Raw genomic sequence first — 14,591 nt, 5'->3', positions numbered from 1 at the left:
GAAATTATACCTAAGCAAACTGCCGCTTTTGTGCCCCTAAAATTAATTGAGTAATACAAAAAGCCTTTGATATAAAGGCTTTTTCAGTTAATAGTAATGATCCCTGCCGGAATCGAACCAGCAACTACTCCTTAGGAGGGAGGTGTTATATCCATTGAACTAAGGGATCAAGATTAGCTTCCTCTATTTTAACCTAGAAAAATCGAGAATGCAAGGATACTTAAAGCATTTTTATAGTTAAAGCAAAATTGGGTGCTACTTGTCTAACTAAAAGAGAGGTTTAGCAACATAGGAAAACGCGTTCGCCCGGCTAATGTTCCTTCTTATGGCAATGGCAGGAAATGGGCTCTGACAAGACTACTGTACTGAGTGCGGCTATTTCAAAGCAAGTCAGTTTGGGTAGGCTTTTGCTGAGGCTTATGGCGACAGATAGTCTCCAAGAAATCATGAGTTACTCAGATGATGGCACTAAAAAACTGCCTTATGACCAAGTCACAATAGCAGTTTTTGTAGTGTTTTTTTCTGTCGCTGTCTAAATCCCAGTGGATTCTTTGATTAACGACGGATTTCTTTGATACGCGCCGCTTTACCTTGCAATGCACGCAAGTAGTAAAGTTTAGCACGGCGAACTTTACCATAACGAACAACTTCAATTTTTGCAACACGTGGTGTGTGGATTGGGAAAGTCCGTTCAACACCAATACCGCCAGAAATTTTACGAACTGTGTACATTTCTGAAATGCCTTGGCCTTTACGAGAAATAACGACACCTTCAAAAATCTGGATACGTTCGCGAGAACCTTCGACAACCTTAGCGTGAACACGTACAGTGTCTCCAGGACGGAATGAAGGGATGTCAGTGCGCAATTGACCTTCTGTCAAACTTTGGATTAATGGATTCATTTTTTCTTCTCCTATCTTACTAATCATTAAGTACTTGTCTCAGCGGATTAGCGATTTCTTATGTGTCCATCACACATAAGCTAAATTATACCATGTCTGATAGGGTTTGTAAAGCTAGGCTAGACATTTTAAATTTTTAACCGCAAACTGCTTGTTTAGGTTGCTGTAAGTCTAATCAAAGCTGGGCTGGCCTTTTTCTGTCGCCAAATGAGACCAGAACTTATGGTTTGCTTGGGTGCGGATTTTTTAGCGAAGCTGGGTAAAAGCTCTGTATACAGGGTCAAAGCCGGCTGCTAGCTAGTTTTCTTCTTTGAGGGGCACTGCTATTTCTTGTAGGCCGTAAATAGTCTGACGCCGATCAACAACATAGGCAACGACACAGACAAGAAAGAAGGCTGGTAACTGATGAGGGCCAAACACTTCATAGCCAATTATGATGGGTGTTACTACTGTGTTTGTCGCACTGCCAAAAACCGCCGTGTAACCTAGAGCTGCCACAAGTACGACTGGTAAACCCAAATGAGGTGCTAGTAAGACGCCAAGACTAGCCCCAATCGCAAAAAGCGGGGTCACCTCTCCACCTTGAAAGCCAGCAGCGATGGTGATCACCGTAAATATTAGCTTTAATACCCAATCATAGCTATATATGGGACCACCACTTAAAGCAGCATCGATCAAGTTTGTCCCCAAACCGCTATAGCGGCCCAGATGGCATAGCATCAATAATAGAGACAACAGACAACCCACACTGGCAATGCGTAAGTACGGATTAGATAGCTTTTTGGCAAGAAAGCTTTTCGCCTGCGCTAGCAAATAGGCAAAGAGATTGCCAACTATTCCAAAGCAAAGGCCCAGAATGACTAATTTCCCAAGCATTAGGGGTGTTATGGTTAGGGTGGCTGGTAAGGGCCAGACAAATTTTTCTAAGCCTAGGCCATGACTGGTCAGAGCTGCTGTAAAAGCAGCAATACTAGTTGGAAATAAGCTTTGCAAGCAGAGCTGATCTAAGACCAAAACTTCCAAGGCAAAGAAGGTAGCAGCCATTGGTGTTTGAAAAAGACCAGCAAAGCCGGCTGCCATCCCCATCATTAAAAAGCTTCGACCAGACTTGATGCCAGGGAAATAACGATGCAGATAATGTGAAAGTGTCGCGCCGATCTGCACTGCAACTCCCTCACGACCAGCACTACCACCAAACAAGTGAGTAAGCCAGGTGGTCACCATTACCAACGGGACCAACCGTAAAGGGAGCCCTGGTTCTTTACCTTGACCAACTTCAAAAACCAGACTCAGACCTTTTTTTGATTTGCCTCCAAATCGTTGATAAATAAATATGATGATAAGGCCAGCTAAGGCTAAAAAAGGAAGAAGGGCGAAGATGTGATTGGTGCGATAGGCAGAGATAGCAAGTAACACGCGTCCAAAAAGTGCGGAAAAACTCCCTACCAACAGGCCAATACCTATAGCTGCTACACTAAGTACCCCTATTTGTGCGAGGGTCTGATCATGCAAGTGTTGCAGTGATTTAAGCATGATTGGTTTCCTCACTTATCTTATCTTGGAAGTGACGCGAAGCAGCCATAATGGCCTGAAAGCTTTCCAAAATCGCAGGCTGGTAAGCCTTATTGTGAACTTCATCTGCTATTTTTTCCAGAGTACGTGCTTCACGTGCTTGATCTAAAATAGGGAGCCTTTGCTTGCGCTTATAATCTAAAACTTGCTGAACTAAGTACATGCGCTGTTCTAAAAGCGAAACAAGTTCTATATTCAATTGATCAATCTCTTTTCTAACGGTTTGTAGTTGGTCGCTCATGCCTTCTTCTCCTTTGGCAGCAAAAATGAGGCAAGGGATGACAAGCTATTTGCGCCTGATTCCTTGACCTCACTATGATCTGGTAATGTAAATGCTTATAAGTTTTGCACCGCTTCTGATAATTGTGTTGCAAACTGCTCTAGATTTTCAATGTCTTCATCTTCAGCTGCTAAATCAACCTTGACAGAATCAGCACCTTTTTTGGCACCCGTTAAAGCAAATTGCTCTTCAAACTCATCAACAGATTTACAGAAATAATCATAGAAAGTGTCGCCAGAGCCGACCACGCCATAAACCTTACCTGACAAATCTAAATCCTGCAAATCCTCGTAAAAATCAACAATTTCATCTGGTAAATCACCATCGCCATAGGTATAAGTAGCAACGATGGCAATATCAGCATCTTCAAAATCTGAGGCATCTACGGTTGTGCACTCATCAAGTTCAACATCATGGCCTAATTCTTCGAGTTTATTTGCGACAATGTCAGCAATTTCTTCAGTATTTCCTGTCATGCTGGCATAAACGATTTTTGCAAATGCCATATTTCCCTCCAAACTTCACTAAACTTTCTTTATTTTACCATAAACTGACAAGAAAAGCATTACTGATTCAGATAGGGCTGATAAGCAGCGCTTAGACGCTGCAGAATTTTTGCTTTTTCAGCTTTTGAAGCAAAGGAGGCCTTGAGAGCATCTTGATTGTGTTGGTAAAAATCAGCAAGGCTTGTATCAAAGTAGGCCGCATATAGCTGATATTCTTTCGTTAAGTTGGTATCTGAAACCGTCCGATTATCTGTATTAATACTAATGGGTAGGCCTGCCGCTTTTAGCAACTGATAGGGAAAGGCATCAATGCTTGGAGCGGCCTTTGTTTGCAGATTGCTACTCAGGCATAACTCTGCTGTAATCTCTTGCTTGCGCATGTCCTCTAATAAGTCCGGTCGCTTACTCAAAGCCGTCGCGTGTCCTAAGCGTTTAACCCCCAACGCAATGGCATCCCCAATATAGTTAGGACAGCCACATTCGCCAGCATGCAGCGTAAAAGGCAAGCCAAGGCTTTTGGTTTCTTCAATGATTGCTGCCAAATAGCTGGGCGGAAAATCCAGTTCATTGCCTGCAAAATCAAAACCTACAAGGCCTTTTTGGGCAAATGCAATCGCTTGCTCAAAAATACTTTTAGACCTGGCCAAGGGCGATTGCCGCATGCCACAGACAATGATTTTAACAAGGATGCCATATTCCTCTTGGGCTTTTTGGGTTCCTTCAAAAACAGCCTCCATAATCTCAGAGACAGTTAAGCCTTGATCCATTGATAGCTCCGGTGCAAAGCGCATTTCCAGATACAAGACATGCTCTTTTGCTGCTTGCCTAGCCACATCATAGGCAGCTAAAGCCAAGGCTTCTTGTGTTTGTAAAAGCGGCCGGATGACATCAAAAGCCTTCAAATAATCCATTAAGGACTCAGCTGTTGCTGGCGCTGTAACAAGGGCCTTTAGCGCCGCATCCTCACTAGGAAGCTTCACCTGGGCTAGCTTTGCTAATTGACGAATGCACCCAAGGGATAAGGAACCATCTAAATGACAATGGAGTTCTACCTTAGGGAGTTGTCTATATAATTGGGCATCCAATCCTTCATCACCTCACATTTGTATTTTTACTATCATACCAAACTTAGCTTTAAAATCAAGCGTTTTTTCAAGCTTATTTGATTTCTAAACAAGATTTTGTACAGACCGCTGAAAACTTTGGTAAGATAAAGTTACAAAAACAAAAAAGCGAGGAGACACTATGGCACAATATACTTTACCTAAAGTCTGGAAAAATACCCAGCCACAAGGCCTTAACAGTGATACTGCAGGTAGTCGCTTTGAGCAAACTCTCCCCAAAGGAGATAAGCCTTACCAACTTTATACCTTAAGCACTCCAAACGGCATTAAGCCGATCATTCTTTTGGAAGAATTGCTAGCGCTTGGGATTACAGACGCCCAGTACAACATGTATAAAATTAACATTATGAAAGGCGAGCAATTTGGTAGTGATTTTGTAGCTCTTAATCCCAATTCCAAAATTCCTGCTCTTTTGGATCAAGCACAAGGTGGGCTGCGCATTTTTGAATCAGCGCATATCTTATGGCACATTGCCAAAAAACATCAGGCCTTTTTAGGGGAAACCCCACAGGAGCAAAGTGAAGTCCTCAACTGGCTCTTTTGGCAAACCGGAGCAGCACCCTTTTTAGGTGGTGGCTTTGGCCATTTCTTCAAATATGCTCCGGAAAAACTAGAATATCCGATTAATCGCTACACCATGGAAACAAAACGTCAATTAGATTTGCTTGATCAACTCTTAGCAAAACGTACCTACATCGCTGGTGAACATTACACTATTGCTGATATTGCCATTTGGTCTTGGTATGGTCGCCTTTTAGATGATAAGGTTTATCCAGGCGCAGCCCAATTCCTAGATGGTCAAAGCTATCATCATCTCCACCGCTGGAATGAACTCATCAAGCAACGCCCAGCTGTCCAAAAAGCACTTGAAAAATCCTACGATGATTAAAACCTCACAAAAGCCTCAAGCTTACTGTAGCCCTGTCTACATTCCTTGGGGCTTTTATGATATAATGAGACAAATAGTTAACTTTGCCACTTGCTTGATTTCTGGGCTTTTGGCAACAATAGAAAGTGAAAATCATGTCCTTTTACCAAACCATCCTTGATACCATAAAACAATATAATACTATCATTATTCACCGCCATCAAAATCCTGATCCTGACGCTCTTGGTAGCCAAATGGGGCTAAAGCAACTCATCCAAGATAACTTTCCTGACAAAACCGTTTTAACAACGGGCTACGATGAACCAAGCCTCACTTGGATTGGAACCATGGATCAGGTCAAAGACGAACAATACCATGGTGCACTGGTAATTGTAACGGATACTGCGAACCGTCCAAGGATAGACGATCAACGCTATGCTACTGGTGATACCCTAATCAAAATCGACCACCATCCAGACGATGACGTCTATGGTGACATTTCCCTTGTTGACACCAAGGCCTCAAGTGCTAGTGAGATTGTTGCTGATTTTGCCTTAACTATGCACCTTAGCTTATCTGCCCGTTCTGCTCAATACCTCTATACAGGAATTGTTGGCGATACCGGACGCTTCTTGTACCCATCAACGACTAGTAAAACTCTGGCAATTGCTAGTACCCTGCGCACCTTTGATTTTGATTTTTCTGCTATTGCTAGGCAGATGGAATCTTTCCCTTATAAAATTGCTAAATTACAAGGCTATGTCTTTGAACACTTGGACATGGATGCTTCTGGGGTGGCTCGTATCGTTTTAACACAGGATATTCTCAAAGCCTATGATGTAACGGATGCTGAAAGCTCAGCTATTGTTTCTACACCTGGAAAAATCGATAATGTGCAAACCTGGGCTATTTTCGTTGAGCAAGCCGATGGCCATTATCGCGTGCGCATGCGCAGTAAAGTAAAACCGATTAATGCCATCGCCAAAAAGCATCATGGCGGCGGTCACCCGCTGGCTAGCGGAGCTAATTCCTATAGTTTAGCTGAAAATGAGCAAATCTTTCAAGAGTTAATTGCGCTGGTGCAAGCATAAACTGAAAGAAAATGCTTGTCAAAGGCTGCAAGTTTTGATAAGATAGAATGGTTAATAACTATGGCGCCAAGAAGGGCTATGGCAGAAAGGAAATTTTTTTAAGATGAGAAAAGACATCCATCCAGAATATCGTCCAGTTGTTTTCTTAGATACAACTACAGGTTACCAATTCCTTAGTGGTTCAACAAAACCTTCTAAGGAAACCGTTGAATTTGAAGGGGAAACTTACCCACTTATCCGTGTGGAAATTTCATCAGATTCACACCCATTCTATACAGGACGTCAAAAGTTCACTCAAGCAGATGGACGCGTGGACCGTTTCAACAAAAAATACGGTTTCAAAGACGCAAATGCTGCAAAATAAACCAAAGATTACTATTAAACCACTGCTCTACTTTAGGAGCAGTGGTTTTTTTCTTCTTCTAAAAAGAGAGACTGCAAGCATGTTATTTTTTCCCGTTGGGATAGCTACAGCATCTCCTAGCATTATCTTGGCTTTTAAGCCTCGTCATCATCAAGAGCAGCCAAAAGGTCATTAACCTTTTGGATATTTTCACGGGCAAAAGCTTGAATATCGTCTTTTTGTCCGAGCAATTCAGCATTTAGATAGCTAATGACCATAGGCATGTTCATCCCAGCATAAAGTTCAAAGTGGCGCCCTGTCAAAAGAACTTGTGAAACCACATTGCAAGGTGTACCTCCTAGTAAATCAGCAAAGACCAGGAAGTCACCATCTGCTAGTGGTGCAATCTGCTTAAGGAAGCGTTCTTTAAATGACGCTGCGCCTTCTTCTGGTTCCAAACCCAGCGTTACGATATTGTTTTGAGGGCCCATAATCATTTCGGTACTTTGTTTCAAAGCATGGCAAAAGTTACCATGACTTACCAGTATAAGGGTCTTACTCATATTTAAACACCTAACACTTTCAAATAGGACATCAAAAGGGCAAAAATGATAATCATAAAGATTGCCTTGGTCGGTGTCATGCCTTTTCGTCCAAGTAACCAGAAAATCAAGCCTGTGAACAGGGCTGGTACCAAACGGGGAAAAATTTGATCGAATAAATCTTGAACATTGATAACTTTTTGGCCAATCTTAGGAGCTGCAGTAAACTTGAAGTTAATCATTGTAGCAATCAAGGCTCCTACCATGAAAACACCCATAACAGACGCTGCATCAACCAAGGATGTTAATTTATCACGCATGGTGGTCACAAGCTTTGTTCCTTCTTTATAGGCAATTTCGAGCTGCTTCCAACGGAAAATATTGATAAGTGTGGTCATAGCAATCCAAAGGAAAATACCAATTGGGTTACCATTCATTGCTAGTGAGGCGGCAATTGAGCCCATAATTGCTGGTACCAAGGAAGCAAAGACAGAATCACCAATTGGGGCAAAAGGACCCATCAAACCCGTTTTAACCCCATTTACTGCATCCTTGGCCAAGATTCCTTCATTTTCTTCCAGTGCCAGATCAATGCCGGTGATGATGGTATGAAAGAAGTTTGAGGTGTTAAAGAACTGCGTATGAGTCTGCATCATTTCCTTAAGTTCTGGCGTACCATCACCGTAGATTTTGCGTAATTGGGGCAAAATGATAAAGAGATAGCTAGAACCTTGCATCCGCTCATAGTTCCATCCCAACTGGAAAGTAAATAAACTACGTTTATTAATCTGTTTAAAATCTTCTTTCGTTATGTGATAGTTAGAGTTCGTCATCTTCAATTTCCCCACTTTCTGAAAGCGTTGCTGTTTGAACGGGTTGTTCTGCTTGGAGCTTAGCTAAATGTTGACCATTTTTATAATGAATAGTAGCAAGGGCTGCACCAATAATCGCAATTCCAATCATTGGTAGCCCTTTTAATGGTGTTGCATCAAAGTGTTTGGCCACAGTCGCTAATGCGCCACCTACTGTCATTAAATTAGTATAAATCGTTGTTAAAATGGCGGTGATGGCAAAGCCCAAAGCAAGATAATGCCAGTTACGCTTGACTGGTAAATAGTGTAATAAAATAGCAAATCCTAGACCAGGTAACATTTTACCTGCCAAGGTCAAACCATCTGCAAACCATTGGACGTTTTGAATGCCTTTAACCAGCATTTCCACAAAACCACCGCCTAAGGCTAGAGCAAGAAAGACCGGCAAGGCCCGTGACAAGGCCCAAGGCAGAGCACCTAATAGGTAATTGCGTTCAATCCCTTTGTAATTAAACTGAGCCACATGGCTATCAATCCGATGGGCAAAATAGGTGGTTGAAAAGCGCCCTAGGATGTCCGTATAGACCATTAGAGCTGCCACAGGTACAGCAATCGTTGAAATCGCAAGCTCTGGCTTAATGCCTTGAGCAACAGAGAAGGCTGTGGCCAAAACAGCACCTGAGGTAGCATCAATCCGTGAGGCTCCACCAAAAGTCCCCACACCTAAAACCATCAATTGTAAACTACCACCAATCCAAAGACCCGTCTGTAAATCACCCATAATCAGGCCTGCGATAAAGCCTGCAAAAACAGGTGAGCCCGCAGAGGTATTCACCGTTAACTCATCACAAATTTGATAAGCTGAGTAAAGGGTAAGTAAAACTATCTGCCACCATTGAATCATGATCACGTTCCTCCCAAAAATCTAATAATGATTACTTTATCGAACTTTATCTAGTAGTGGACCAAATGCTGCTGGGCTATCACCTGGTACCATTTGTGCAATGAGTTTTGTGCCGTGAGCGGCAATCGCATCGAAATCCTGGATGTCTTGTTCCACCACATTGATCGAACGGCTCACAGCGCGTGTTTCAGCAGTTTGCGACATATTGCCAACGTTAACTTCTGCAAGGCTAACGCCTTTTTCTAATAACCCCCGAAAGCGATCGGGCCGTTTAGCAACAATCATCAAGCGTTGGGAATCATACTTGCCGGCTAAAATATTAGCTGCTGCTTTTTCCACGGTCAAAACAGACAGTTTGACACCTGTTGGCGTGGCCAACTTCAAGGCAGTCTTTTCTAAATCACTGCTAACGATGTCATCATCTACCACCATAATGCGACTAATGTTTAATGTGGTCGTCCACAAATTAGCGACTTGGCCGTGAATTAAACGACCATCAATACGAGCTGCTACTATTGTCATCATATTCTCCTTTTAAGAATGGTATAGAGGGGCTTTAACAAACGAAATGGAATCCTGGTAACGACCTTCTGTTTCAAAAATGATAATGGTATTGCGACCTTTTCTTAGCAGGCCTTTAGGAATGTACAGAGAAAGCGTAGGGCCAATGTCCCAAAAACGACCAATATTAACCTGATTAACAAAGACAAGCCCTTTACCAAAACCTGATAAATCAAGATAGGTAGCCTTAGGGTCTGAGCATTGATAGTCAAAACGATAAAAGCTGGGTTGGTCTGCTTGCCAATCCTGGGTGAAATCCAGCTGGTCTAAGCGGTCAAATGCGAGTGGATAGATCTGCCAATCACCAAGATAATGCAGATCAGCCATAACGCCTCGACCCAGCCCCTTACTTTGGCTTGGTGCGGCCAATTTATGCCCATAATTGACTCGCCCCATATTTTCCATCAGAATATCTAGTTGGTGCACCTCCTGAGTAAGAGCGAGCTCGATTGGATCACCAATTTCGTCTTGGTATTGAGTCGCTTGCCAGTGTTGATCCATAAAAATATGGGCCCGATCACGGCTAGCAATTAAGCGAATAGTTTCTTGATCTGCTTTATCTGCAGGCAAGGCTGTCCGATAGAGGATATAGCCATAAGCATGCCCTAAGGCTTCCATATTCTCTGGATAAAAGCGGTGCTGGACATGACTGATAGTCTCCAAATTGGCAAAAAGACTAGTCTTAGCCTTTACAGGAAGTGCCTCAATTTGCATGGTCTCAACTAGCAAAGGTTCTAAGTACTGACGTTCAGGGTAGCGTTTTTTGAGTTTGTCCTGTAAACAGTAAAACTTTGCCGTTGGCTGACCACTTTCATCTAAGATGGCATCGTAATCATAAGAAGTCACTTGCGGCAAATCTGTATCCTTGCGCGCTGAGCACCCGTTCATAAAGCCAAAGTTTGTCCCTCCATGGAACATATAAAGATTAATACTGCCATACTCTAGGACTTCCATAATGGCTTGCGCTGTTTCTTTTGGATCCCTTTTGATTACTGGCTCACCCCAGCGGTTAAACCAGCCATCCCAAAATTCCATGCACATGAGTGGCCACTGCTTATGGTACTTAGCAAAAAAATCCCTCATTTGCTGGAATTGTTGCTTGGCTTTTGAACCAAAATTACCCGTTACAAAAACATCATCCTCAATCAAGCTACCCGCCCGTAAGGTTGCTTGCCAGGGGCCATCTGAGGTAAAGAGTGGTGTCGTCACACCACCTGCTTCTAGGAGTTTACGAATAGCTCTTAAATAAGCTTTTTCTTCGCCATAAGACCCATATTCATTTTCAATTTGCATCATCAAGATATTCCCCCTTGATCAAGCTGATGCGGGATGAGCCGGGGCAAAAGCTGCCGGTAATAATTAGCCACAGCTGCTAAAAATTGGGGATCACTTGAGCGTAGCCGGCATTTTTTAGGAATTAACCAAGCTGGCAGGCCACCAAATTCCCATTCAGCACAAATATAGGGCGATGGCCTAACGATTGCATATAAGCCTAACTCTTGCGCTAGATTTAAGAATGCTTCAAGATCTAGCGCTTGGCTAAAGTCAAATTGGCCTTCTTTGGGCTCATGCAGGTTCCAAGGGACATATGTTTCAACCGTATTAAAACCCAGCGCCTTTAAATTATAGAGTGAACGGTACCAATCATCAGGATGAATCCGAAAATAGTGGATAGCTCCAGATAGGATTTTAAAGGGTTGGCCATTTAGGTAAAAATTTTCTTTGATTTCAAATCTCTCCATAAGCAATTCCTGTCTTTTTTGCAAACGCTTACCAAATCCAACAACAATATAATAACATTATATACTGGTTATATCAAGTTGTTTTGAAAAATTAGACCAATTTTTTTGGTATAATAGGTGGGATCTCCTAGGAAGGAAGTAACTTTTAAATGGCCCCAATCCATAAGCCAAAATATCAACACATCAAGAAAGAGCTTTACAACGATATTCTCTCTAATCACTACAAAATTGGCCAACAATTCTATACGGAAGCAGAGCTGATTGACAAATACCAAGTCAGTTCAATCACCGTTATTCGTGCCCTCAAAGAGTTAGAAAACGAAGGTTATCTCATTCGCAAGCAAGGATTAGGAACCTTTATTGCTAGAACCAGTCAAGACAAATTGGTCCAGTTTTCTTATCAAAATAATCCTGCTGATGTCCAAGAAGCCATTCAGGTGTTATCGCTAAATAAAGGTAACCATCCTTTTTACCTAGACCAACTCGGTTTGCACAAAACCGAATATTATTACACCTTGACCAGGACCAGACGCTTAGATAATCAGCCTTACATTTATCAAGAATCCTACATTCCCCACGACTATATTTTAGAAGAAAATAGTGCAAAAGAAGATGCCTATCACTCACTCCATCATCGTTTTTTCGAAGACTTTCAGATTCAAATGGCTGAGCAGCCATTTTGCCAAAGGACTGATGTGATCCAACCTAAGCCTGCTGCTCGTCACTTTCTTGCTTTAAAATGTGATCAGCACTGTATCCGCCAACTCAAAACAACTAAACACAAAGAGACCGGCCGGGTACTAGAGTACGCCGAAGTTTATAAGGCGCTTGATTTTTTTACTTATCAGATAAAATCAACTGATTTTTAAGTCAAAAAATGCCTTAGTAAACCTTTATTAATAGGCTTACTAAGGCATTGCTTATTTTAATCAAGCAGTTACTGACTAGTTCTTACTGCTCAATCCTGATAAAAGACCTACTTATTGTAGTAGCTGCCTTTTACAGAGGCGCAGCTATGACGTGCTACTTCAGCTTTTGATGGCATGTCGTTTGTCATTCCCTCTGGTCTCGTGTTTAGGGTTGATGCACCAGCGCAGAACGACTACGTTTACTTAGCACCAAAGCTCCATTACTAGAGCACTCTCATCTATTAAAGCATGGCGCATTGGCCAAGAGCTAAGAGTAAGAGCATTCTAGCTACTAGGGTAGCCGTTTTACTCAGCTGAGCTCTTTTATCGGCAATTAATGACCTAAACTCCCTTAGTTTGTCGGATAGGGATGTAGGGTAACACCTTTTACAACGCGGTTAACTGTACCAGAAGCAGATGGCGTATCTGGTGTATTACCGATTTTTACGGCAATCAAAAGAGCAAGCGTTTGAGCAGCGAGAATCATTGGCAATGCCAAGTAAACATCTGGTAGCTTGACTTCTGATAAGAGTTTAAAAGTCTCTCCGGAAAACTGGTGACCCCCATCTTGTGCAAAAGCGATGACTTTACTGGTAATCCCATCTGCTTTTACTTCCTCTAAAAGATCAAGGTCATATTGCCGTGTATAAGGATCATTGTTCACAAAATCAATGACTAAACAATTGGGATTAATAAACGATTTGGGGCCATGCCGAAAACCCATCGTGGAGTCATAGACAGTGGCTACCTTTCCTGCGGTTAATTCCAGTACTTTTAACTGAGCTTCGCGGGTTAATCCAGCCAGGCTACCCGATCCCAGGTAAACCATTCGATTAAAATCCAGGTCCACATAAGTTTGGAGTTGATCTTCACGTGCGATAATGTCTTGCGCCATTTTAACAGCAGCAGTCACATAGGTTTTCTTTTGTGAGTCAGGCAATGACTGATCAAAGATCAAGAGCGCAGAAAGCAACATAGAGGTAAAACTACCTGTCATGGCAAAGCCAGCATCATTGGAGCGCTCAGGCATCAGCATGAGATATTGCCTTTTAGGTGAGGCTATGGCCTGCTTAGCTAGTTGGCCTTCTTTAGCACACGTGATCTGGAGATGATAAGCATTTGGGATGAGTTGATTGACCAGGTTGACTGCACCAACACTCTCTGGGCTATTGCCACTACGCGCAAAGGAAACCAAAAGAACCGTCTCTTCTGGATAGAGGAATTGAGCAGGCGCTGAAACAAGATCGGTAGAGGCAATACTTTGAAAAATAAAATGCTTACGATCTCCATGCTGCTGCAGATAAGCCCAAATTGTATTGCCTACGTATTCAGAAGTTCCAGCTCCAGTGAAAATCACCTTGACCTTTTCACTGTCAGCGCTTTCAATAACCTGGTTTAAAAAGGAGGTCAACTCCTCCTTATGGGTAAGATAAGCCTCAAAGCATTCTTGCCATAATTCTGGTTGTTGCTTGATTTCTCGAGTGGTTATTTCTGCACCCAATTTTTCGAGTGCTGGTTTAGCTAAGGTAAACATCGTTCATTCTCCTTTTTATTCCTAACGAGAGGTAGGGTAATGGGTAATACGATACCTAAAGTGATCGGCACGAGCAATACTAAAGGTATACTCAATTAAAATGTTTTTATCATTATAGGTTTTACGAATCATATGTAAAACAGGATCGCCCTTTTGAATGTGCAATAGCTCTGCTTCATAGTCTAAGGCAATACTAGCATAAAATTCTTCTTCAGCCAATTTGATGGTCTGACCATAACTTTCAGCAAAAACATCATACAAAGGTTGTTTTTCCAGCTGAGACTTGCTAAGCTGAGGAAATTCTGCCATTGGGATAAACGACCGTTCAAACATCAAAGGAACATTATCAGCTAATCTTAGACGTTCTAATTCATAGACCGGTGTGCCAACCTCCATATCAAATAATTTTGCTAAAGAACTAGTAATCTGGGTTTCTTCAAAAGCTAGCATTTGGGTTTTGGGTTGCTTTCCCAAGCTCTTCATATGCTCGGTAAAACTATAAGCCGCAGCCAGATCTGCTGCCGGTTCACGGATTGCAGAGACAAAAGTTCCTTTGCCCTGCTTTTTATAAATCAGCCCACGCGTTTCTAACTCTTTCAAAGCTTGCCGAACCGTTATGCGACTAACTTGATAAACATCAATTAATTCCCTCTCAGATAATAACTTTTCGTTGGCCGACATTGATTGACGGATCTTTAGCTCGAGTTGATCTACTAGCTGCAAATAAAGGGGTGGTTCTTTAGCCATGTGTTCTCCTTCTAGTGGTTATAACCACATATGAGTATATTATATTAATCTATCCTTGTCAATGATTTAACAAAGCTCTTTTGAGAGGATAAATGCTACTCTAACGAGGATTTTGCCTATCTCTATAGCGATAATGATCAGTAAGTGCCCAGTA

At 42.2% G+C, this 14,591-nt stretch carries 15 protein-coding genes, 1 tRNA gene and 1 pseudogene; 4 read left to right on the top strand and 13 right to left on the bottom strand.

The features are described from left to right. Positions 1 to 97 precede the first annotated feature (97 nt). The 6 genes from K5J94_RS05710 to add all read right to left on the bottom strand — a co-directional run bounded on the left by K5J94_RS05710 (position 98) and on the right by add (position 4,346). Positions 98 to 169 (bottom strand) — tRNA-Arg (locus K5J94_RS05710). 386 nt (positions 170 to 555) lie between these two features. Then, on the bottom strand, positions 556 to 903 hold the full coding sequence (gene rplS, locus K5J94_RS05705) for a 50S ribosomal protein L19 (protein ID WP_159544256.1): 348 nt from the start codon (positions 901 to 903) through the stop codon (positions 556 to 558). A gap of 297 nt (positions 904 to 1,200) precedes the next feature. Then, a complete protein-coding gene (locus K5J94_RS05700) occupies positions 1,201 to 2,436 on the bottom strand; it encodes a chloride channel protein (RefSeq protein ID WP_159564074.1) in 1,236 nt (411 codons plus the stop codon). Beyond that, positions 2,429 to 2,716, bottom strand: coding sequence for a chorismate mutase (locus K5J94_RS05695; RefSeq protein ID WP_159564075.1), 288 nt, complete (start codon positions 2,714 to 2,716; stop codon positions 2,429 to 2,431). Before K5J94_RS05695 ends, K5J94_RS05700 begins: the two co-directional genes overlap by 8 nt. A gap of 95 nt (positions 2,717 to 2,811) precedes the next feature. Continuing rightward, positions 2,812 to 3,261 (bottom strand): flavodoxin, encoded by a 450-nt coding sequence (locus tag K5J94_RS05690; RefSeq protein WP_159544262.1) that lies wholly within the window; start codon positions 3,259 to 3,261, stop codon positions 2,812 to 2,814. Between the two features lie 59 nt (positions 3,262 to 3,320). Then, complete coding sequence (gene add / locus K5J94_RS05685) at positions 3,321 to 4,346, bottom strand: adenosine deaminase (protein WP_159564077.1); 1,026 nt, start codon at positions 4,344 to 4,346, stop codon at positions 3,321 to 3,323. Between the two features lie 160 nt (positions 4,347 to 4,506). On the opposite strand from add, the gene yghU reads away from it, so the two are divergent. The 3 genes from yghU to K5J94_RS05670 all read left to right on the top strand — a co-directional run bounded on the left by yghU (position 4,507) and on the right by K5J94_RS05670 (position 6,708). Continuing rightward, the gene (yghU, locus tag K5J94_RS05680; protein ID WP_159544266.1) at positions 4,507 to 5,274 is read left to right on the top strand and encodes a glutathione-dependent disulfide-bond oxidoreductase; all 768 of its coding nucleotides are present in this window, start codon (positions 4,507 to 4,509) and stop codon (positions 5,272 to 5,274) included. 134 nt (positions 5,275 to 5,408) lie between these two features. Continuing rightward, entirely contained in the window at positions 5,409 to 6,344 is a 936-nt protein-coding gene (locus K5J94_RS05675) for a DHH family phosphoesterase (protein ID WP_221912603.1), read from the top strand. Between the two features lie 103 nt (positions 6,345 to 6,447). Next, positions 6,448 to 6,708, top strand: a complete 261-nt coding sequence (locus K5J94_RS05670; RefSeq protein ID WP_159544270.1) for a type B 50S ribosomal protein L31 — start codon at positions 6,448 to 6,450, stop codon at positions 6,706 to 6,708. A gap of 134 nt (positions 6,709 to 6,842) precedes the next feature. Here the strand turns inward: K5J94_RS05670 and K5J94_RS05665 are convergent, their stop codons facing one another. From K5J94_RS05665 to K5J94_RS05645, 5 genes and pseudogenes are all read right to left on the bottom strand, one after another. Continuing rightward, positions 6,843 to 7,250: a PTS sugar transporter subunit IIA gene (locus K5J94_RS05665; protein ID WP_159564079.1), complete on the bottom strand. Its 408-nt coding sequence runs from the start codon at positions 7,248 to 7,250 to the stop codon at positions 6,843 to 6,845. Positions 7,251 to 7,252: 2 nt separating this feature from the next. After that, the gene (locus K5J94_RS05660) at positions 7,253 to 8,062 is read right to left on the bottom strand and encodes a PTS system mannose/fructose/sorbose family transporter subunit IID (RefSeq protein WP_221912602.1); all 810 of its coding nucleotides are present in this window, start codon (positions 8,060 to 8,062) and stop codon (positions 7,253 to 7,255) included. Next, entirely contained in the window at positions 8,049 to 8,945 is an 897-nt protein-coding gene (locus tag K5J94_RS05655; protein ID WP_159544276.1) for a PTS mannose/fructose/sorbose/N-acetylgalactosamine transporter subunit IIC, read from the bottom strand. The genes K5J94_RS05660 and K5J94_RS05655 overlap by 14 nt, the downstream gene beginning before the upstream one ends. Positions 8,946 to 8,981: 36 nt before the next feature. After that, positions 8,982 to 9,467: a PTS sugar transporter subunit IIB gene (locus K5J94_RS05650; protein WP_159564092.1), complete on the bottom strand. Its 486-nt coding sequence runs from the start codon at positions 9,465 to 9,467 to the stop codon at positions 8,982 to 8,984. A 12-nt stretch (positions 9,468 to 9,479) separates the two neighbouring features. After that, a pseudogene (locus K5J94_RS05645) lies at positions 9,480 to 11,248 on the bottom strand (glycoside hydrolase family 35 protein). A gap of 149 nt (positions 11,249 to 11,397) precedes the next feature. Between K5J94_RS05645 and K5J94_RS05640 the strand changes: the two are divergent. Beyond that, positions 11,398 to 12,117, top strand: coding sequence for a GntR family transcriptional regulator (locus tag K5J94_RS05640; protein ID WP_221912601.1), 720 nt, complete (start codon positions 11,398 to 11,400; stop codon positions 12,115 to 12,117). Positions 12,118 to 12,508: 391 nt separating this feature from the next. Here the strand turns inward: K5J94_RS05640 and K5J94_RS05635 are convergent, their stop codons facing one another. Beyond that, entirely contained in the window at positions 12,509 to 13,690 is a 1,182-nt protein-coding gene (locus K5J94_RS05635; protein WP_159560923.1) for an SIS domain-containing protein, read from the bottom strand. Between the two features lie 21 nt (positions 13,691 to 13,711). Beyond that, on the bottom strand, positions 13,712 to 14,437 hold the full coding sequence (locus K5J94_RS05630; protein WP_159544286.1) for a GntR family transcriptional regulator: 726 nt from the start codon (positions 14,435 to 14,437) through the stop codon (positions 13,712 to 13,714). Positions 14,438 to 14,591 lie beyond the last annotated feature (154 nt).

Source organism: Streptococcus halichoeri, from assembly GCF_019774635.1.
Lineage (GTDB): Bacteria > Bacillota > Bacilli > Lactobacillales > Streptococcaceae > Streptococcus > Streptococcus halichoeri.
Note: the sequence above shows the minus strand (reverse complement) of the source record. Positions and strands in the feature narration are given on the sequence as shown.